The sequence below is a fragment of the Legionella bozemanae genome, assembly GCF_900450575.1.
Classification (GTDB): domain Bacteria; phylum Pseudomonadota; class Gammaproteobacteria; order Legionellales; family Legionellaceae; genus Legionella; species Legionella bozemanae.
In genome coordinates this window covers 34517-52874 of the sequence record NZ_UGGY01000001.1, presented here as the reverse complement: position 1 = coordinate 52874, position 18358 = coordinate 34517, and the positions used below count along the sequence as shown (strand labels likewise).

Below are 18358 nucleotides of genomic sequence, written 5' to 3'. Positions count from 1 at the left end.
CATAAAGCGCGAAAGGTGAGCTTTATGATTTTATATCACGCAATTAGATGCATTTATAGAACACTCCCTGCCGACATCCCGCGGGCTTGTCCGCGGGATCCAGATTCTGATGGTCATTCATGGCTTTTAACCTAAAGTACCTGCAAACTAATTACTTAATATTGCCTTAATATTGATCAGAATATATAATAATGAGCAGTTTGCGCTTAAAAATCACAATCTCTATATAAATATACAACCGAATTAAGAGTACTTATGGCAGACGATCTTTCAATTCAAGAAAATAAAAATTCGCGAGATCATAGTTCCTTTTTTCTCTTTTTGAAAAAGGCTTGGCAAGATACCTTTCTACCTCTTGCTCAAGAACATGAAAAAAATACATATCATTTTGGGCATTACTTTTTGGGGTGGCCTTCAAAGTCAAACGCTTCTAAAATAGCCTATTTCCTGACCCTGAAATTTATTACTGCTCCATTAACCAATTTGCTGTCACTAATCACTGAGTTCCCGCTTAATTTTCTCAGTGAAACATACTCCTTTTTTAAAAATAAAGTGCTCTCTTGGGCACCTACTCATGGAATAACTCAAAGCATACGTACTCTTTTGTTACTTTCAACCATGGGATTGCAAAACCTGTTTAAAGGCGCCTATTATCTGCTTCGAACCGTTACTTCACCTCGAGTCAGTTATGAAGCTGCCCGGAAGGTTCATCCTATTCTAGGGTATCTTAGTGCTTTAGCCTCTGTATGCATTATTGGGGCTGCAATAGCTGCCCTTGCGTTCTTTGCACCGCCAATTTTTGCAGCGCTTATGCCTTCTATGGGGCCTGGAGCACTTTCCTTGCTTGGCACTTTGGCCTATCCTTTTGTCCAATTATTTTCTTTAGTGAGTTTATCAATTTCAGCTGCTACAGGAGCAATGCTGACTTTTGTTACAGGAACATTATTTTTAGGAGTCCTGCATCTGCTGGGCAGAAAAACAATTTATCCGGAAGAAGACCCATCTGAAGAGATGGATGAAATAAGCCCCCAATCCCAAACAGGAAGCAATGTGAGCCACCATTTAGGACGCTCGAGTAATCATAGCCTTGATAATGGGTTTGCAATCGTGGCTCCTTCTATTGAAGAAGAAAGTTATTTATTCGACTCTCCGTTAGGAAAGCGTCGTTCAAACACTAAAGAAAAAACAGGTGATGACTTCAAACCTAATGATAATCAAGCTACCATAGACAAAACAATGTTCTAACAAGACAGTCCCTTTATATGAATATGCTTGATTCACTCATCTTTGAAGTAGACAATGCTCTGCGCACCTTATTTCCCCCTGCACAGCGAACGAGTAATCGTCCATCCCCCGCAGAATCACTTGCTGATACGGATCTGTCTACAAAAGAAAAAAAACATGTGGCCGGACTTATGCGTGTCAATCATGCAGGAGAAGTCTGTGCCCAAGCACTTTATCAAGGTCAAGCTTTAACGGCACAATTAACCCATATTAAAAAGCAAATGAGTGATGCTGCGGCTGAAGAAACAGATCATTTAGCCTGGTGTGAAGAGCGCTTGGCAGAACTGGGTTCAAAACCCAGCATATTAAATCCTTTATGGTATGGCGGTTCGATTATATTAGGAGCACTTGCTGGTTTAGCTGGCGACAAAGTCAGCTTGGGATTTGTCGCAGAAACTGAACGACAAGTCGCTCACCATTTGCATCGCCATTTAAAAAAATTACCAGCAAAAGATAAAAAATCACATGCAATTCTTATTAAAATGAAAGAAGATGAAGAACAACATGCAACTGCAGCTTTGAACGCTGGAGCTATAGAACTACCTTATCTAGTGAAACAATTAATGCGTGTTGTATCTAAATTAATGACTAAAAGTAGTTATTACGTATAGTAGTCTAATGAAATAAAGCAGAATGAAGTTGAGGTAGATCTCCTAAATTCGCTACGTTCGTCCAGATTACAAAATTATGGCACAAGGAGCTATTGATATGGACTCAGCCATTTTGTTTACACTTTTTGTTATCTTGGTAGCCTACATCTTTGACTTTATCAATGGCTTCCATGATGCGGCAAATTCTATAGCTACTATTGTTACTACTAAAGTTTTAACCCCAAAACAAGCAGTAGTGTGGGCGGCTTTTTTCAATTTCATTTCATTTTTAGTATTCAATCTCACTGTTGCACACACCATTGGTAGCGGCCTGATTGATTCAGATATTGTCGATGCGCATTTTATTTTAGCCGCATTGGTCGGCGCTATATTTTGGAATCTCGCTACTTGGTATTACGGGCTTCCATCCAGTTCGTCACATGCACTGATTGGTGGGTTAGCAGGTGCTGCAATCGCCAAAGGCGGCTTTTCATCGCTTAAAATTTCAGGTTTTGCCAAAGTGATTGGAGGGATTTTTATTTCGCCAGCACTTGGACTGCTCATTGCATTGCTTATTATTTATTTTTTTTATAAATTTTTGCGCAATGGAAAAAAAACTGAGTTCAAACTATTTAAAATCTTCCAATTGTGTTCGTCTGCATTGCTTAGCTTAACCCACGGCAGTAATGATGGACAAAAAACAATGGGTATTGTTTCTATAATATTGTTTTCAGCTGCATGGATTGAGGGTCCTTTTTATGTTCCCTTTTGGGTAGTTATTTCATGCCAGGCAGCGATTAGTCTTGGAACCTTGGCAGGGGGATGGCGTATCGTCCATACTATGGGAACTAAAATAACAAAACTCGACCCAATGAAGGGTTCAGCTGCAGAAACTGGCGCCGCCATTTCGCTTTTTATAGCAACTCAATGTGGTATTCCTATCTCAACCACCCATACCGTTACAGGTGCAATTGCCGGGGTTGGCTTAATTAATGGTCTCGCCGGACCACATTGGCGGGTCATCAAGAAAATTTTCTTTTCCTGGCTTATTACAATTCCTGCATCTGCAATAATTTCCGCTGCATTAGTATTAAGTCATATATAGTACTATATACAGCAAGATCCTAATGAAGCACTCAAGCTAGGCTATTTTTTTGCCAAAGAACTATTCTTATAGCTAAAGACAAAATAAATCACCATCCCAATGGCCATCCAAATAACAAAACGAATGAGCGTAATCACAGGCAAATGAATAATTAAATAAAAACAGCTTATCATCCCCAAAATAGGTACATAAGGCATTCCAGGGGTTCTAAACGGTCGATGCATCTGTGGTTGTTTATAATGTAAATAGGTTACACCAGCACAGACAATAAAAAACGCAAATAAAGTACCGACATTCACCAGTTCAGCCAAAACATGTATTGGGGCGACAGCAGCTAGTGATGCCATTAAAATACCGCACAATAAAATAACGCGTATGGGTGTATGAGTATACGGATTTGTTTTAGAAAAAACTTTCGGTAATAGACCATCACGTGTCATTGCTAACATAACACGTGTTAAACCATAAAATAATACCAGCATTACGGTAGTCAATCCAGCTACAGCACCAACACTGATAAAGCTGGCTATTGTTTTATAACCTAAAGCTAATAAGGCATGACTGATGGGGGATGCCACATTAAGGGTGCTGTAATGTGCTATACCGGTCAATAATCCAGCAACGATAATATATATTATCGTACAGATAAATAATGAGCCTATTATTCCTATGGGTAAATCACGCTGTGGGTTGATAGCCTCTTCAGCCGCTGTAGAGACCGCATCAAATCCAATGTAAGCAAAAAATATTAAGGAAGCTCCTTTAATAACACCATGCCAACCAAAAGGTAAAAATGGTGACCAATTAGATGGGTCAATCTCCCTGGTGGCCACAATAATAAAAAGAAGAACAACCAAAAGCTTGATCATAACCATAATGTTATTTACGCGAGAGCTTGATTTGACTCCCCAAATTAATAACGCCGTTAAAATGGCAATAATCACACAAGCCAACAAATTAAAAACACCGCCATCCTTTGGACCATACATAAGTATTGTTGGTATATTTATTTTTATAGCCTTGAGAAAATCATTGGCATAACTGCTCCAGCCAACAGATACCGCAGAAACAGAAATAGCATATTCCAACAATAAATCCCAACCAACAACCCATGCAATTAACTCTCCAAAACCAGCATATGCATAACCATAAGCACTTCCACATCCCCCAATAGATGCAGCTAATTCAGCATAAGATAACGCAGAAAAAACACAAACCAGACCAGCTAACACATAGGAAAAGACAACTGCAGGACCAGCATCTATTGCAGCAACAACTCCTGTCAAAATAAAAATTCCTGCACCGATAATAGCTCCAACTCCTAAAAAAGTCAGATCAAAAGCGGTAAGACATTTAACGAGGTGAGATTCGCTCTCAAATGATGTACTAATCTCTTTTTTACGAAACAAGTCCATGGTATGCTCACAAGTTTGAAACCTCATAGTTCTATTTTCAAGCAAGAATGCTGCCAATCAACAATAGGAAAATAGATCACAAGCTATATGTTTTATAGTCTAGATCCCGCATAGGTTTAAAGTAAATGAAAAAAATAACCTTACGAATGATCATTATTGGTCTATTAATACTGTTTTCTTTGAATACTCACAGCAGCAGATTTTCTGGGACTTCTTCTACATCTTTATCCAATAACGGAAAAAATTTAAATTCTCCTGCAATTCCAGCAGTACAAAACGATATGAAAAAAGAGGATATTCCTGTTTTTAATACTGAAGAACCCAAAGGATGTAAATATTGGCTTCCTTTTTTTAAACCTTTTTGTCGTCATCTGCATCAAACGTGGACTGAAGGCAATACCGAACTGTATCTTTCAGGTTATGCATGGCACAACCGTTTTACTTATTCTGCAAAGCAACTTCGAGAAAAAAAATACAATGAACTCGCTTGGGGAGGTGGATTCGGTAAAGGTTTTTTTGATGAAAAAGGAAATTGGCACGGCCTTTATGCGTTTGCATTCCTCGACTCTCATCGCAATCTTGAACCAACTGCTGGATATGCCTATTTAAAAGTCGCAAATTTGAGTAAAGATTTTAAAGCAGGGCTAGGATTTTCTGTATTGATTACGTCACGCCCTGATATCCTACATCGTGTTCCTTTTCCGGGAGCTGTCCCTTGGGCAGGTGTTTTCTATAAAAAGCTGTCCTTAAAAGCGGCGTACATTCCTGGCTCATCAACTAATGGAAATGTGCTTTATCTGGTAGGAACATATGCTTTTGATAAATAGAGAGCATGTTCTGTGCTGTTCTAAGAAAATTTAGCTTTGCTGCATCGATTAACTATATTTTAAAGATATAAACCCATCCCACTACTGAATCATGCACTACCCAGGCAACTGCTTTTTTTAAGAGAATGTGCTATGTTCTATAGAACCATAATCAGAATATTTTTAATATGAAATCGTTTATTGAACAAGCACAGTTTTATGCGGCATATCATCAAAATATCAAGACACGTTACACACATATGGCAGGAGTTCCTCTCATTATTTTATCAGTAATGATCTTGTTAGGTTTTATAAAAATAATTATGCCTGGTGTTTTTGCAACAAATCTTGCTTTTTTCGCTACGGTAATTGCCTTAATTTATTATTTCCGCCTAAATTGGCAACTCGCTTTGGTACTTACTCCAATTATGCTCATCCTGTTATTGATAGCAAATTGGTTTAGCCAAGATGGCCCGACAACATTAGGGGTCTGGGCGTTTGTTATCTTTTTTATTATAGGCTGGGGATTACAATTTTACGGTCATTATCTGGAAGGTAAAAAACCGGCATTCATGGATAACTTGAGCCAAGCGTTCATAGCCCCTTTATTTCTTGTCGCAGAGCTATTTTTTATGGCTGGGCTCATGAACTCATTAAAAGAACAAATATATGGAGTAGATAAAAATACTCTTTAGGGTCTATTTTCATTTCGCTAGCTTGAGTCAAAATGGCCTGATTTTCGAGCACCGAAGCGTAGCATACATGAGTATGTGAGCATCGGAGCACAGAAAATCGGGACAGTTTGACCAGGATAGTAGAAATGTAAACAGACCTAGTCTTGATCGTCAGAATAGATCGTCTTACTCTCCAAATGAATTTTACGAAAAAACTGATGAATCAGGGGCGAAAGGATAATCACCATAATGGCAATAAATGCCAAACCGCTAAATAACGCATAACACCCAGCAAAAATCTTCCCGGAGGCCGTGACCAGATTGGCCGCAGGTCCCATGCCTGAAAGAATCATGGAGGCATTCATGAATGCATCAACCCAGGGCATTTTCTCTAAATAATGATATCCCAACATACCTACAAAAAGCGCTAACGCGGTGATTAACAACCCAAAACAGGCGTTACGCACCATATGCAGATATACATTTGCAGGATGCAATATATTTCTTTTCTTTTTTCCTTGTTTTTTCATTCGTACATCCTGTCACAGTTCCTGTTTCAAGTACCGGCAAATTGCGGCATCATTACTTTAAAACAGTGATGAATTTTTTGATTTCGTCTAAAGTCCTGATCTATTGTTTGCGCGCTAATATCCTGCACTGAATATTTTTCTAGAAGCAGGGGATCCAATTTAAATTGGCGAAAATTAGTAGAAAAATATAAAACTCCGTTAGGATTTAGCAAACGCATCGCTGAGTTCACTAAAGAAACATGATCGCGTTGAATATCCAAAGTATCCGCCATGCGCTTCGAGTTGGAAAAACTAGGCGGATCTAAAAAAATAACATCAAAACGATCGCGAGCAATTCTCATCCATTCACGGCAATCATACTGCACGAATTGGTGCTTCGATAAATCAAGATGATTTAACTTGAAATTCTCTTCAGCCCAACGCAAATAAGTATTGGAAAGATCAACATTTGTTGTCAATGCTCCAGCTAAAGCCGCATGAACACTGGCACTGGCAGTATAACAAAAACAATTGAGAAATCGTGTTCCTGGCTTTAATTTGGCGAAGCTTAAGCGCATTAATCGATGATCCAAAAATAAACCGGTATCCAGATAATCATATAAATTAACTTTAAACTTAGCCTGCCCCTCTGTAACAACCATGGTTTTTCGAGTTTGCCCTAGTTTTTGATATTGCTCACTGCCTTTTTGTTGTTTGCGTTGCTTTACTACCAATTGATTCGCTTCCAACCCTAGCGCCCTGGGAACAACCTGCATTACTTCCAAACTGCGTTTCTCTGCTTTATGCGCTGGAATACTTGCAGGGGCAGCGTATTCTTGGAGTACAGCACAATCATTATATATATCTATGGCATATGCGTATTCAGGCAAATCTGCATCGTATATTCGATAACACGAAATATGATTTTTTTTCGCCCATTTCTGTAAGTGGCGATAATTTTTTTCCAGTCGATTGAACAGCATCTGCGCCCCTTCAGATAAGGTACTGCTCATGATGCCTTTAAGCTCATTTGTTACATGAATATCCAAACAATACAGTTTGCATTCCAATGCGCCATTATATATGGTGTATTGTTTCCTAGCACGAAGTCCTAAGGCCTTGGCCAAAACGGGATTGGAGGTCAAAATTGCAGCCTGCCAACCTTGATAATGTGCATGCAAAATCTTACCCAGTTGCTGATAAAGCGGAACCAAGTGCGTCACCTCACTTAGGCGTTCGCCATAAGGAGGATTACATATAACCAATCCCTTTTTTGCTGGAGCCTTAACCTCATTTAATGTTTGCGTTTTAAAATCAACCAATGGCGCGACACCAGCACGTTCAGCATTTTGGCGCGCTATAGCAATTATTTTGTTATCTGCGTCGGTACCCAATAAGGTCAGGGGCAGGGTTTTAACGTGCTGCAGAGCATCTACCCGTAATTTTTCCCATAACGAAGATTGATGTTGTGCCCAATATTGTAACGCTTGATCCTGGCGCAATAAACCAGGAGCAATATGTGCTGCCATCATGGCCGCTTCAATAACTAAAGTACCCGCACCACAAAAAGGATCATGCAAAGCATACCCTTTAGCAGCTAATTCCGGCCATTTCGCGCGCATAAGCAGTGCCGCAGCAACATTTTCCTTTAAAGGAGCAACACCCGCTTTATGACGATATCCCCTTTGGTGCAAACTGTATCCAGTGAGATCAAAGCTCACAGTGACCACATCGTTTTTCAAATAGGCATGAATAAGAATTTGTGGTTTTTCTTTATCTACTGATGGGCGCGAATGATTTAATCGACGAAAATGATCTACTATTCCATCTTTAACAACCTGTGCACCAAACATCGTATTGCGAATGTGCTCAGAAGATCCATGAAATTCAATAGCAATCGTTTTATCGTGGGAAAATACAGTCTGCCAATGAAATTCTGTACACAGTTGATGCAGCGCCTGCTCATTACCCGCATAACCACTAAAAAGAATTAATTGCACACGATTTGCTATTCGTGACCAAAGACATAATTTATAAAGAGTCAGTAAATCGGCATCTCCATAAACTCCTTGAGGATTGACGCGCGTAACCGATAAACCTAAGGCTTTTAATTCCTCTTCCAATAAATATTCAAGTCCGCGCGGGCAGCTTATAAATAGAGAATATTTCATTCTATGGATGACCTCAAATAGCGAAAAAGAGCTTTGGCAGCACCTGTATTTTTTTCTTTCTGTTGATCATCAACCGCCTTTTTTATTAATTGTCTTAAATGCTGGACCTCTTCAGGCTGATACGCTTCAATAAATGCAGTTAATGCTTCTTTACCTTCGTTGAGCAAGCGATCACGCCAATGCTCAACCTCATGAAATGACGCCGTTACCGCTTTATCTTCTTCAAGCAAACGCTCATAAGCTGCCAAAATTTCTTCATGATCAGCAGCACGCATTAACTTTCCAATTAATTGGGATTGTCTTCTTTTAGCACCATGACTTTTAATAGACTTTGCATCAATAATTGCTTTGTAGAGATTTTCAGGAAGTGGAAGTAACTCAAGCTTAGACAAACTCAAGTCAATCAATTTTACACCCATTTTTTGTAAAAAATCGGCATCTCGTTTTTTTTGTGATTTACTGACTGGCTCATCCATAGTATGTACTTTTTAACCTTAAAATTAGCTAATCATATTATATACTTTACACGCTCACAAAATGAGCGTGTAAAGTATAGACTATTATTCAGCTGCGACAAGGGAAGCAGGTGTTGGCGTTTGTGTATAATGTTTTCTGGGTCTGGAGCGTAGATACGAACGGCCCACCGCAAAAAAATTATAGGTCAGGATGAATAATAAAAGTAAGTGCAACCAGGTAATGGTTAACTGCATAAAAATAGGGATAGTAATAAAAACACCTAAACAGCCTGAGAGACTTAGAATCATGGTTTTCTTTAAAGGGATTTTATTATGTTTCAAGAATACAAAAGTAGTTAATGGTTGCTGCATGGCGCCTGCAGTAGTCATAATTGGGAATGCCACTACAGGCGAAACATTCATTAAAAACAGTACGCCTTGTACCATAACAAATAAACCTATTCCCACTGAGGTTAAAGCACCGCAAACCACCATCGCTAAAAAACCTATGATTAATTTCCATGAATGCAATTCAGTTAATTCACCGCCAACAGGTAACAGGCGAAATTGATGTGAAATTAAGAGCAGAATAATTAAAGCAAAACAGCAAACCATAGCCAAACGAATTGTCTGCTTACTCATATGACTTACAACAAAACCACCGAGTAGACCACCAACACAAGTACCCATAACTAAGGTCAGAAGCGTAGTTAAATCAACATCAACCAACCCCATAAAAAACAAAGATTCAATTGTTCCTGGGATCACTTGCGCTCCATTATTTACCGCAGGCATTTCGTCATCACGGAACGTACCCGTCAATTTTGCCAAAGCCACATTAACAGCAAAACTTCCAACGCCCAAAGTATCGGCGATAAAAGCAATCACTCCGCTTACAATTAATTTCAAGTATTGCATCAAAGAGAGAGGCTCAGCGGGCTGGCGAATGAGCTTGAAAACCATCACGGCTACACAAAGCAGGCTTAACACCAAAATGCTAAGAGTAATAAAAAAGATGACCATTCGGCTACCAACCTAAATAAAATAGTGAACTCAAATTAAAAAACCTGGTAATTATATACTAATTCTGTTGGTCGGCAAACAACATGTAGACCAAAAAAAATGCTTTATGAATTACACGGGGACATAAATGGAACACATTAGAGCTTTTTCCAACCTCGCAGCAGAAGTTGGAGGTAAGGAGAAGCAGAGCAGCACCAGAGCATACAAGAAGCCGGCAGTAGAGATTGGATTTACTCAAGGCTAAAAGAATACGTTGAATTACAGAATAACATTGAGTTAAGTGGAACCCGGGATAAGCACAATGACATTCCCGGACCAAAGAAATGATGATTAAATTAACGATTTGATATAAGTAGCTTAGAAAAAGAGAATTGTTTGGTTTTCACAGTAATCAAACCTAATAGGCTATTTAAGAACCTACTCCTCTATCTCATTTTACGGGTATTAAGATTGTCATATTTCTTAGGATGAGCTTAAGTACAATAATTGTTCCATCGAGAATAGTTCGATATGCTCCGGAGGTCAGCTGCATTTTCCTCTGTATATAGCTGCTCGTTATCCTCGCACAACTCTTCGTTTTTATATATAAAAATAGTTTTAATATTTGGAAATATATCACGAATAGCTTGACGTTGCTTCTTTGTCATCACATTCATTTCTTCATAGGATAAATTCACTGTGCTAATTTGCGGTAATTTACCCTTAAGAAGGATCATTTCTTCTAAAGGAAGAATATTTAATTCATTCTCACGTAAATCAAGATGAGTTAAAGTTTGAGGAAGAGCTGCGAAGGCAAGAGCCAATTCACTACCCAACTTATAGATTTCGGTAGAGAATTTGTCTAAAAAGTTAAATTCAAAGCTCCACTGCACATCTGATTTTCGAGCTAAAGAATTCTTACTTAAATCAAGTGAGGTTAAATTGGGTAATACAGCAAAAAATTGAGCTAATCTAGCTCCAGACTTATTAATAAGATGATTAAGGCTTAAATCCAATGAGACTAAATTTGGAGGGAATACGATACATGCTAAAAGATTTCCACTTCTTTTACCAAAGTCATTTCTGCTTAAGTTAAGTGAAATACATCCATTAGGGACTTGAGTCAAAGTTTTTAAAAATTCATTTTCATTAAGATTAAAAAGATGGGTCAACTGATGTTTCATTAATTACTCCTAGTTAGAGGTCGACAAACAATAAACGACACAGAAACATAGAATATTTGAAAGGAAGCAATTTTATTAGAAATGTTTTCAAAAGTCATGGAATTATAAACTAATCCCACTCAAGCCTAATTTAACATTCTAACCTGTGCCTCTTCTTCGCATTTGACATGTATATAAAACGGGGGTTTTGCGACCGTTGCTGCTTATGAGGCTAAACAAAACGGTTTTTCAAGTGTTGAACTATTTCGAGGTTAGTTTTCTGCATTAAGTCTACTTCACAGTAAACAGACTTCAAACTAAAACGGAACCTAAGTGCGCTAAAAGTTTCGAGAATTTTGATTCTTTGAATTATGGATTTTCTTGAAGTTGAATAAGAGAACCTTGGGTCCCGACATAAATTATATTATTAAAAGTTGTGATGTCATGGACAGTTTTATTTATTGGAATATTTTGCCATGAGCTACCTCCATTATAAGTAATATAAATTGATTGTAATGCGGGAGAAGATAAGATGATTTCTTGAGAATTAAGCGCCGTAATTTTTGGAAAGTAATATATTTTACTTTCAAATACCCTTGGTAAGCCCTTGGTTATTAAATACCAATTTTTACCGCCATCCAAAGTTTTAAGTAGGCCTTCGGAAGTTGTGGCAAACAAAGTATTTTCCTTGTAATACAGTGTATCAATAGAGGTTTTATTTGTACCTACAAAGACAGTCTCCCAAGTTAAACCCCCATCAGTCGTTTTTAGAATTTTACTGTTATTAATAAAACCATGACTTAAACCTAAATAGATTATTTTTGAATTTACGGCATAAAATGTTAGAGGGACGGTCCATATTGAAGAATAAATTTTTTTCCATGTCGTTCCTCCATCATTTGTTTGAAAAAGACTACCTCCAAAACCAATCTTGTTACTTGTGAGAGCATAAACTGAATTAGAATCCAAAGCTTGGACTTGTAGAATATCAACATTTGACAAATTCGTTGGACTCCAGGTTTTACCTCCATCTACTGTTTTTCCAACACCAAATTTTAAGCTACCGACATATAAAATATCTTCATTAATTACGGAAATACTCGTACTAAATGGTGTTTTCATAGAATCCCAAGTTAAACCCCCATCAGTACTTTTATAAAAAGAGTAAGGACTTTTATTAACTAAATTAATTCCACTTGCATAAAAAATATTTGTATTTACCACACTAAGATGTTCAAACCATCCTTTACTTAAAGTAGTTGAAGTAAAATTTTTTAATTGGTTTTCTGTTGCCCTTATCTTCGGTACTTTTAAAGTTTTTGTTTCTTTAGAAGCAAGTAAAAAACTTAAAATATAAGATGTTGTCGCTATGAGAAAAAAAATAATAAAGACAAAACGAATAAATTTAGCCAGGGATTTAATAGTTTGAATAAATAACCCCATGTTGCACCTGCTGAATAGCCCAAACCTATTATAGTCAAAATATTTCCTAAGAAGGAAGAGCGAAGAACTTGATTATGAAGACTAACTTGCCACCTCCCGGAAGAGTTCAATCTCAGCTAGCAAAGCCTTAACCTCATTTACTTTGGTAAACGGGGTTAAGTATTAGTCTAACTAGAAACCTGAGAAAGAAATTGCTGGTATTAGGATACATACTCTAAGACCTTTCCTGACACCCTTAATTCACATGACTTCAAATTCAGCTTTAGAAAATTCCAGATTTTTTCTCTGTAAAATATCATCGCGACTAAATTCAATAACATTTTTGTTTGCTATACACCGCCAATTTTGCATATTAGTTATATATTCTTTATTTTTAATTTTAAATACGTCTGGTGTGAATGCTGCAACATTTTCCCCCGCATTTTTATCTCTTGCTGAAGCAAATATAAAAGCCTCAACTTTTGCCTCTCTCATCTCCGTACCTAAAAGTTGACTTTGTTCGTAATTTGTTTTGCTTGAAATTTTATCTTGATATTTTTGAAATGGTGACTTTGTTAAGTCGATTCCATTTTTTGCTTGTATATAAGCCTTAAATGCAGTCATTCGAATTTCAATGTACCCTAGATTTGCTACAGTATCATCAAAAAATTTCAAACGGTAAAATGCTACCTCTGCAAATGCTGTCTTCTGAGTTAAAGAGCCATACCACAGCGAAGGTTCATAAGTATTACCAAACCGGGATCCATACTCAAGTGGAGGATATCTAAAAGGAGTAAAAATTAAATAGTGTTTATTATTGGCTGCTTGAGGTTTTGAATCATCTAGTAATTTTTCTAAAAGATCGTGTTCTTCGCTGCTCTCAACTAAATCTCTAGAGCTTGAACTATATTGATCCTCAACTATTCTCCATGGTTCCAACTCCAAATATTTGCAAAATTTTAGACCTTCACATTCGATCCAAATACTCATAATTTACCGCGCATTGCATCTAAATAGTTAAGTACCCTGATTAAACCAGAAATAGTTTTCATTTCTTCAATAGGTTTATTTTTAAAATATTTATTTTGGCTATTGAGCCATAATTTAGCTTTTTCATGATTATTTCCAACCATAGCATTTAAGCCTCTATATATCCTTAAAAGTAATAGAGCGATTTCACCTTCTTTTGTATGAGGTGAAATTAATTTTTTCCCCTGACTGAGACGAGATGCGCTGGGTTCACTTATGCCAATGATTTTACCTAAGTCTTTTCCGGATAAAGAATAAAATTTTGCCAAGTTACATAAAGCCTTCGACAAAACAATTTCTTCTTTATGATGTGTACTACTAGAAGTTTTCATTCCGAGCCCCTTTCATTTGAAATTATAGTGAAACTATATTTCATATGCAAGTTATTTTTTGTAATTAATTATTGTTCATTAATAGGAATGATATAGGAGACAGCATGAAGTGATATGCGTATATAAAATGGGGACTTTGTGAACGTTGCTGCTTATGAGTCTAAATAAATTTGTTTTTCAAGTGATTGTTTATTTTGAGGTCAATTTCTGCTTAAGGTTTACTTTTCAAAAGTAATCAGGCTTTTTAAGGTCACTGCTGCCAGTGGAAACTAAACTCTTGTGGAAATCGTACTAAATTACGTTTGACTACTTGATTAAATTCCCTTGTTTCAATCCCATGAATCTCTACAAGCTCACTATTAAGCATCACAAGAATTTTCACGAACAGTATAAATCTTATTGGTTAACTCGGTTTCAACAAATTGTTCTGCATTACATGTTGTAGAAAATTTCATTCTTCCTTAATAGAAATTTTCTACAATAGAATTATTAATTGTAGTAATACTGCGGTTGTGGAGCGTAGTATTCCTCATCTTCATAATTGTAGGATTCCATTTCATTCTCCCTATCCTGTTCTTTTTTGTGATAAGCTCTTTCCAGCAAACGAAACTGTTCCTGTTCAATCTCTAATCTTGTTTGGTCATTCTGAGAGTGCTCATGGTAATTCTTTTTATCATTTTTTGCAGAGGAATATAAAGACATCTGACCCAACATATTTCGAGTGCTATCAGGACAAGCCTCTGTCTCTTGTATTTGCAATTCAAATAGAGCTTTTAGAAAAAATTCTTTCCATGCCGTTATGGATTCTTTCATAAGAGGTACGCGATCGATAGCATCTAATTTTGATAGGCTACTGATAATATCAGTCGCTTTTAAATGAGACTGAGAGCCTAACTTCCAAACTCCGGCACGCAAAGCTGTATCATGACTTAAGGATAAAAGATATAAAAGATCAACGCCATTATACTTGTTTGCTGAAGTTAATTTATGATGTGCTAAAAAATCTATAAAATCTTGACCTAAATTGATGTCCTCTATCGTAGCTGAACGAGATATCTTATATTGCGGAGAAAAAATAATTGGGGCAACAGCCTTATAATGAGCTATTTTATCCGGTGATTGTACATCAGAGGGGAATGAATGATAAATCAATTCGTCAATGGAACCTGTTGAATAGATTTGACTATTTTTTTCATAGAAATAAGGCATTTATTTTCCTTTTTAAAAATTAGAACGAAATATAACATAAATACCCAATTCGACCAATATGCGCTCACCAGGGTTTTTAAGTTAAGTAGGTATGCCTTTAAAGGCAAGAAAATTTTCATTAAAAGTCGCAGCTTTTAGGTAAGAGGCTTTTAAATTAAAAAACAAGTGGTTTTGGGAAAATGCTCACAATTAAATATTCTTTTTCAAGTAATGATAGTTTTTTCATAGATTAATTTTAATATTTATATCTCAAAGTAAAAGGATAAAGCAGTTATCCCTGTTCTGAATTGATTCACTTTTTTTTGAGTTTGTAAGTTTACTAATTGAGACGTGAAATTACTTTAGGTCTGATTATAGAGAGTATTAGTGCTTTCATTGTACGTTACGCCCGTGATAATCATTTGTTTGCCATCTTAAAAACGGGGATTTTTGATTTTTTGTTCTTCAACTACTCTTAATCGAGCATCTTCTTCTTCCTTAGTCAGATTAACTTCTGGTAAATCATCATAAAAATCAGCTGGTTCTAAAGTTGAACTGTTTTTTACAAAAATAACCTTTGAAGGCTCTGTAAATTCAAAACTTGATTGGGTTGTATTAGTATCAAAATTAATTGCAGCTTGTTTGGTGTCATTAACATAAGAACGAGATAATTGTTCTATACTTGTGTGTTGAGGTAGCGTATTTTCCCACAAACGAATAAGATCTAACATTTAAAACCCCGCGATATGCTATAAAAAAACGCAATTGCATCATAAATACCCACTAAAAATATTATCCATTAATTTCAAAATGTCATCCTCACCTATGGTCATCAAGGGCAAGATATCGATAAAAACTAGCGCGAGATTTTAAGAGTCTTACAAATATCATTAATGCTCATGCCATGATTTTTATGCATGCGTTTAGCAGTAAGCATTTTAGGGTTGTTCGAAGAAACCTTCTTTTGTCCACCGCTTCTACCTCTAGCACGCGCGGCATCTAAACCGGCTTTAGTTCTTTCTTGAATTAATCGTCGTTCAAATTGAGCCAAAGAAGAAAAAATATTAAAAATTAGTTCTCCTGAAGCCGTTGTTGTATCAATAGCACCATCACAGAGCGATCGAAACCCAATTAATGTGCCCAATCAAGTTGTCCACTACATTGCAAAACAATTAGCGTTTGAACTTCCAGTAGTACTTGCATCCTATAGGATCGTAAAGCAACGCGATTAGATCATTATGGTGAAATAAAGACTGTATTTGATTATAAAGATCTTGGCGGGCTCGATTAACTCGCTGGGCTGTATGATCAAGCACGGCATGGCAATGAAAGACTAAGCATTCTGTTTGAACGTTGCACGCTGTGGCTCATCAGTAGAAAAGTTCTATTACCAGACATAAGCACATTGACCGGTTTTAATAGGGGGCATGTGGAATAACCACCAAAAGTGTTAATTTTGAGTTACTCCACTAATTTCAGAAAAACCTCTTGTTCCGTCTTGATCTCATAATAACTATCATTAATTTATATATTCAATGGGTGTGAAGTCATTAGTTTTAGATTGATTATCTTCATTGCCGTCATTTTTTGGCGATGGGAAAAAACCGATACCAGAATAAGAGTTATTCAGACTTATCCCTTGATCTGAATAAGAAAGTTCTTCTTCTCCTTCACTTTCAGATGTATTTCCATGATACAGATTTAGTTCTTTCATAAAGAGCGAAGGATTTGCCAAACTAAAATCTTGATCAAGATTTTTTTCAAGCGCTAATAATTGCCATTGCTCATGCCTATTTTTTAATAATTTTATTAAAGACTCTATATCACATTCATTAGCTTCTATTTTAGAAAAAGCATTCTTCATTGAAGTAATTTCCTCTTCATCTTCAACTAGGGCAAGACATTTATCAAACATTATTTGTTGGTGTGTGTATAAATCGGATGTTATCGTAGTGCGAATGATATCTTCAAAAAATGAAAAAGGAGTATTTGCAATTAACTTTATCATAGCTATTTTTTCATTTTGAAAACTCTCGGAGCTCACATAATTTTGAGGCAAAGAGTTCTCATCTACACCATGATAATGCTGCTCGACTATGTAGGGAATTTTTTGTAACGATGATAATGTAAGTGTAGTTCGTAACATTTCATAGTCCAAAGACTCAGCCATATCTATCCTAAATGTTCTTTTTTCCTTACCTGTATCCTGCAAGCCAAAATTACCCGAATGCATGTCGGTTTCACAAAGGAAATAGCAAATAATAAACATTCCTGCTAAACCCTTAATATCTTGAAATTGACTTTGCTCTTTGAGATCAGGACAACCCTCTCTAAAATTTTTTATCCTCCTGCTCGCAATATAAAACTCATTGTTTTCTTTAATAATCTCCAATTCAGGGCCATAACCCATAAGTCCTTTAAATATTTTAGAGCAAGCTAATTCAACTTGAGCAGCATATTCACTTCGTCTGAATAAAAGAAAAAAATCCCCATCGAAAGAAGAGTTTTGTACAGGCTGAAAGTTTGGGGTGCAGGTATAACCATAATTTAGACCTTCTTTGGGATTACCAAACAATAGTTTAATGTTATGAAAAGATGAGAAATCTCTATAAGACATGGTATCTCCATTATAAAAAAGACTAAATTATACGCGAAATGGTTATTAATTTGTATTTAAAATAACTCGATGAAATGGTTTAAATTTTTATGTTTTTTCCCCAATACAAACATTTCTGTGCCGTAGGTAATATAAAGTGGTCTTGGAAATATCCAATTGCTAAGCAATTTTTTATCAGGAAGTTGAATTTGGTACTCCGCAATCAATGCGGGAGATAAAGTTCTATTTAATGAAAATTCGACAACTTCTTTATCTTTACTCGCGCATAAGCATAATAATAACCCTATAGAAGAATTCTCATGTGCTTTTTTCACAGTTCGATCTAGGCTCTCCAGGTAAAATGAGAGCTTCCCTAGGTATTCTGGTTCAAACCGCCCTACTTTCAATTCAATAATAGCGTAACATTTAAGAATAACATGGTAAAAAAACTAAATCAGCATAGAAATGATCACCATCAAAAGTTAATCTTTTTTGACGTCCAACAAACGAGAAACCTTTTCCTAGTTCTAATAAAAACTGTTGTAAATTGTTAATCAATGCTTCTTCAAGTTCCGACTCAACTAATTTCGTTGATTCCGATAGCCCTTAAAACTCTA

At 36.5% G+C, this 18358-nt stretch carries 20 protein-coding genes and 1 pseudogene; 5 read left to right on the top strand and 16 right to left on the bottom strand.

Going from position 1 to position 18358, the window contains the following annotated elements; translation table 11 throughout:
- Nucleotides 1-255 precede the first annotated feature (255 nt).
- The 3 genes from DY223_RS00245 (at nucleotide 256) to DY223_RS00235 (ending at nucleotide 2979) form a co-directional block, all read left to right on the top strand.
- Nucleotides 256-1245, top strand: coding sequence for a hypothetical protein (locus tag DY223_RS00245; RefSeq protein ID WP_058459031.1), 990 nt, complete (start codon nucleotides 256-258; stop codon nucleotides 1243-1245).
- A 17-nt stretch (nucleotides 1246-1262) separates the two neighbouring features.
- On the top strand, nucleotides 1263-1895 hold the full coding sequence (coq7, locus tag DY223_RS00240; RefSeq protein WP_058459032.1) for a 2-polyprenyl-3-methyl-6-methoxy-1,4-benzoquinone monooxygenase: 633 nt from the start codon (nucleotides 1263-1265) through the stop codon (nucleotides 1893-1895).
- Nucleotides 1896-1992: 97 nt separating this feature from the next.
- A complete protein-coding gene (locus tag DY223_RS00235) occupies nucleotides 1993-2979 on the top strand; it encodes an inorganic phosphate transporter (RefSeq protein ID WP_058459033.1) in 987 nt (328 codons plus the stop codon).
- 41 nt (nucleotides 2980-3020) lie between these two features.
- Here the strand turns inward: DY223_RS00235 and DY223_RS00230 are convergent, their stop codons facing one another.
- Nucleotides 3021-4394 carry an amino acid permease gene (locus tag DY223_RS00230; protein WP_058459034.1) on the bottom strand — a complete coding sequence of 458 codons (1374 nt, stop codon included), beginning with the start codon at nucleotides 4392-4394 and terminating at the stop codon, nucleotides 3021-3023.
- 281 nt (nucleotides 4395-4675) lie between these two features.
- Here DY223_RS00230 and pagP point away from each other — a divergent pair, with 281 nt between their 5' ends.
- Nucleotides 4676-5221: a lipid IV(A) palmitoyltransferase PagP gene (pagP, locus tag DY223_RS00225; RefSeq protein WP_374930667.1), complete on the top strand. Its 546-nt coding sequence runs from the start codon at nucleotides 4676-4678 to the stop codon at nucleotides 5219-5221.
- Between the two features lie 167 nt (nucleotides 5222-5388).
- Complete coding sequence (locus tag DY223_RS00220) at nucleotides 5389-5895, top strand: Mpo1 family 2-hydroxy fatty acid dioxygenase (protein WP_058459036.1); 507 nt, start codon at nucleotides 5389-5391, stop codon at nucleotides 5893-5895.
- Between the two features lie 137 nt (nucleotides 5896-6032).
- On the opposite strand, the gene DY223_RS00215 is transcribed toward DY223_RS00220, so the two are convergent.
- From DY223_RS00215 to DY223_RS19750, 15 genes and pseudogenes are all read right to left on the bottom strand, one after another.
- Entirely contained in the window at nucleotides 6033-6404 is a 372-nt protein-coding gene (locus DY223_RS00215; RefSeq protein ID WP_058459037.1) for a hypothetical protein, read from the bottom strand.
- Nucleotides 6405-6430: 26 nt separating this feature from the next.
- Nucleotides 6431-8554: a bifunctional 23S rRNA (guanine(2069)-N(7))-methyltransferase RlmK/23S rRNA (guanine(2445)-N(2))-methyltransferase RlmL gene (gene rlmKL / locus DY223_RS00210; protein WP_058459038.1), complete on the bottom strand. Its 2124-nt coding sequence runs from the start codon at nucleotides 8552-8554 to the stop codon at nucleotides 6431-6433.
- Complete coding sequence (yjgA, locus tag DY223_RS00205; RefSeq protein ID WP_058459039.1) at nucleotides 8551-9030, bottom strand: ribosome biogenesis factor YjgA; 480 nt, start codon at nucleotides 9028-9030, stop codon at nucleotides 8551-8553. The genes rlmKL and yjgA overlap by 4 nt, the downstream gene beginning before the upstream one ends.
- A gap of 84 nt (nucleotides 9031-9114) precedes the next feature.
- Entirely contained in the window at nucleotides 9115-10032 is a 918-nt protein-coding gene (locus DY223_RS00200; RefSeq protein WP_058459040.1) for a TSUP family transporter, read from the bottom strand.
- 473 nt (nucleotides 10033-10505) lie between these two features.
- A complete protein-coding gene (locus DY223_RS00195) occupies nucleotides 10506-11195 on the bottom strand; it encodes a leucine-rich repeat domain-containing protein (protein WP_058459041.1) in 690 nt (229 codons plus the stop codon).
- 348 nt (nucleotides 11196-11543) lie between these two features.
- On the bottom strand, nucleotides 11544-12617 hold the full coding sequence (locus DY223_RS00190; RefSeq protein WP_058459042.1) for a WD40/YVTN/BNR-like repeat-containing protein: 1074 nt from the start codon (nucleotides 12615-12617) through the stop codon (nucleotides 11544-11546).
- 240 nt (nucleotides 12618-12857) lie between these two features.
- Nucleotides 12858-13586, bottom strand: coding sequence for an RES family NAD+ phosphorylase (locus DY223_RS00185; protein ID WP_058459043.1), 729 nt, complete (start codon nucleotides 13584-13586; stop codon nucleotides 12858-12860).
- On the bottom strand, nucleotides 13583-13957 hold the full coding sequence (locus DY223_RS00180) for an antitoxin Xre/MbcA/ParS toxin-binding domain-containing protein (RefSeq protein ID WP_058459044.1): 375 nt from the start codon (nucleotides 13955-13957) through the stop codon (nucleotides 13583-13585). Before DY223_RS00180 ends, DY223_RS00185 begins: the two co-directional genes overlap by 4 nt.
- Before the next feature lie 250 nt (nucleotides 13958-14207).
- Complete coding sequence (locus DY223_RS19755; RefSeq protein WP_082642425.1) at nucleotides 14208-14324, bottom strand: ORF6N domain-containing protein; 117 nt, start codon at nucleotides 14322-14324, stop codon at nucleotides 14208-14210.
- Between the two features lie 122 nt (nucleotides 14325-14446).
- Nucleotides 14447-15166 carry a hypothetical protein gene (locus tag DY223_RS00170; protein ID WP_058459045.1) on the bottom strand — a complete coding sequence of 240 codons (720 nt, stop codon included), beginning with the start codon at nucleotides 15164-15166 and terminating at the stop codon, nucleotides 14447-14449.
- 413 nt (nucleotides 15167-15579) lie between these two features.
- Nucleotides 15580-15876 carry a hypothetical protein gene (locus DY223_RS00165; RefSeq protein ID WP_058459046.1) on the bottom strand — a complete coding sequence of 99 codons (297 nt, stop codon included), beginning with the start codon at nucleotides 15874-15876 and terminating at the stop codon, nucleotides 15580-15582.
- Nucleotides 15877-16001: 125 nt separating this feature from the next.
- Nucleotides 16002-16289: a recombinase family protein gene (locus DY223_RS00160; protein ID WP_202972290.1), complete on the bottom strand. Its 288-nt coding sequence runs from the start codon at nucleotides 16287-16289 to the stop codon at nucleotides 16002-16004.
- Between the two features lie 375 nt (nucleotides 16290-16664).
- Nucleotides 16665-17762 carry a hypothetical protein gene (locus DY223_RS00155; RefSeq protein ID WP_058459047.1) on the bottom strand — a complete coding sequence of 366 codons (1098 nt, stop codon included), beginning with the start codon at nucleotides 17760-17762 and terminating at the stop codon, nucleotides 16665-16667.
- A 56-nt stretch (nucleotides 17763-17818) separates the two neighbouring features.
- Nucleotides 17819-18175: a PDDEXK nuclease domain-containing protein gene (locus DY223_RS00150; protein WP_374930668.1), complete on the bottom strand. Its 357-nt coding sequence runs from the start codon at nucleotides 18173-18175 to the stop codon at nucleotides 17819-17821.
- Nucleotides 18168-18323, bottom strand: a pseudogene (locus DY223_RS19750) (PDDEXK nuclease domain-containing protein); the annotation flags it as partial. The pseudogene DY223_RS19750 and the gene DY223_RS00150, both read right to left, overlap by 8 nt.
- Nucleotides 18324-18358: the final 35 nt, after the last annotated feature.

What these genes read in the sequence shown, in the direction of transcription:
- DY223_RS00190 (WP_058459042.1), bottom strand. Translation starts at nt 12,617, where the DNA reads ATGGGGTTATTTATTCAAACTATTAAATCCCTGGCTAAATTTATTCGT.
- DY223_RS00220 (WP_058459036.1), top strand. Translation starts at nt 5,389, where the DNA reads ATGAAATCGTTTATTGAACAAGCACAGTTTTATGCGGCATATCATCAA.
- DY223_RS00185 (WP_058459043.1), bottom strand. Translation starts at nt 13,586, where the DNA reads ATGAGTATTTGGATCGAATGTGAAGGTCTAAAATTTTGCAAATATTTG.
- coq7 (WP_058459032.1), top strand. Translation starts at nt 1,263, where the DNA reads ATGAATATGCTTGATTCACTCATCTTTGAAGTAGACAATGCTCTGCGC.
- DY223_RS00235 (WP_058459033.1), top strand. Translation starts at nt 1,993, where the DNA reads ATGGACTCAGCCATTTTGTTTACACTTTTTGTTATCTTGGTAGCCTAC.
- DY223_RS00170 (WP_058459045.1), bottom strand. Translation starts at nt 15,166, where the DNA reads ATGCCTTATTTCTATGAAAAAAATAGTCAAATCTATTCAACAGGTTCC.
- DY223_RS00180 (WP_058459044.1), bottom strand. Translation starts at nt 13,957, where the DNA reads ATGAAAACTTCTAGTAGTACACATCATAAAGAAGAAATTGTTTTGTCG.
- yjgA (WP_058459039.1), bottom strand. Translation starts at nt 9,030, where the DNA reads ATGGATGAGCCAGTCAGTAAATCACAAAAAAAACGAGATGCCGATTTT.
- DY223_RS00230 (WP_058459034.1), bottom strand. Translation starts at nt 4,394, where the DNA reads ATGGACTTGTTTCGTAAAAAAGAGATTAGTACATCATTTGAGAGCGAA.
- DY223_RS19755 (WP_082642425.1), bottom strand. Translation starts at nt 14,324, where the DNA reads ATGCTTAATAGTGAGCTTGTAGAGATTCATGGGATTGAAACAAGGGAA.
- DY223_RS00245 (WP_058459031.1), top strand. Translation starts at nt 256, where the DNA reads ATGGCAGACGATCTTTCAATTCAAGAAAATAAAAATTCGCGAGATCAT.
- rlmKL (WP_058459038.1), bottom strand. Translation starts at nt 8,554, where the DNA reads ATGAAATATTCTCTATTTATAAGCTGCCCGCGCGGACTTGAATATTTA.
- DY223_RS00200 (WP_058459040.1), bottom strand. Translation starts at nt 10,032, where the DNA reads ATGGTCATCTTTTTTATTACTCTTAGCATTTTGGTGTTAAGCCTGCTT.
- pagP (WP_374930667.1), top strand. Translation starts at nt 4,676, where the DNA reads ATGAAAAAAGAGGATATTCCTGTTTTTAATACTGAAGAACCCAAAGGA.
- DY223_RS00155 (WP_058459047.1), bottom strand. Translation starts at nt 17,762, where the DNA reads ATGTCTTATAGAGATTTCTCATCTTTTCATAACATTAAACTATTGTTT.
- DY223_RS00195 (WP_058459041.1), bottom strand. Translation starts at nt 11,195, where the DNA reads ATGAAACATCAGTTGACCCATCTTTTTAATCTTAATGAAAATGAATTT.
- DY223_RS00165 (WP_058459046.1), bottom strand. Translation starts at nt 15,876, where the DNA reads ATGTTAGATCTTATTCGTTTGTGGGAAAATACGCTACCTCAACACACA.
- DY223_RS00215 (WP_058459037.1), bottom strand. Translation starts at nt 6,404, where the DNA reads ATGAAAAAACAAGGAAAAAAGAAAAGAAATATATTGCATCCTGCAAAT.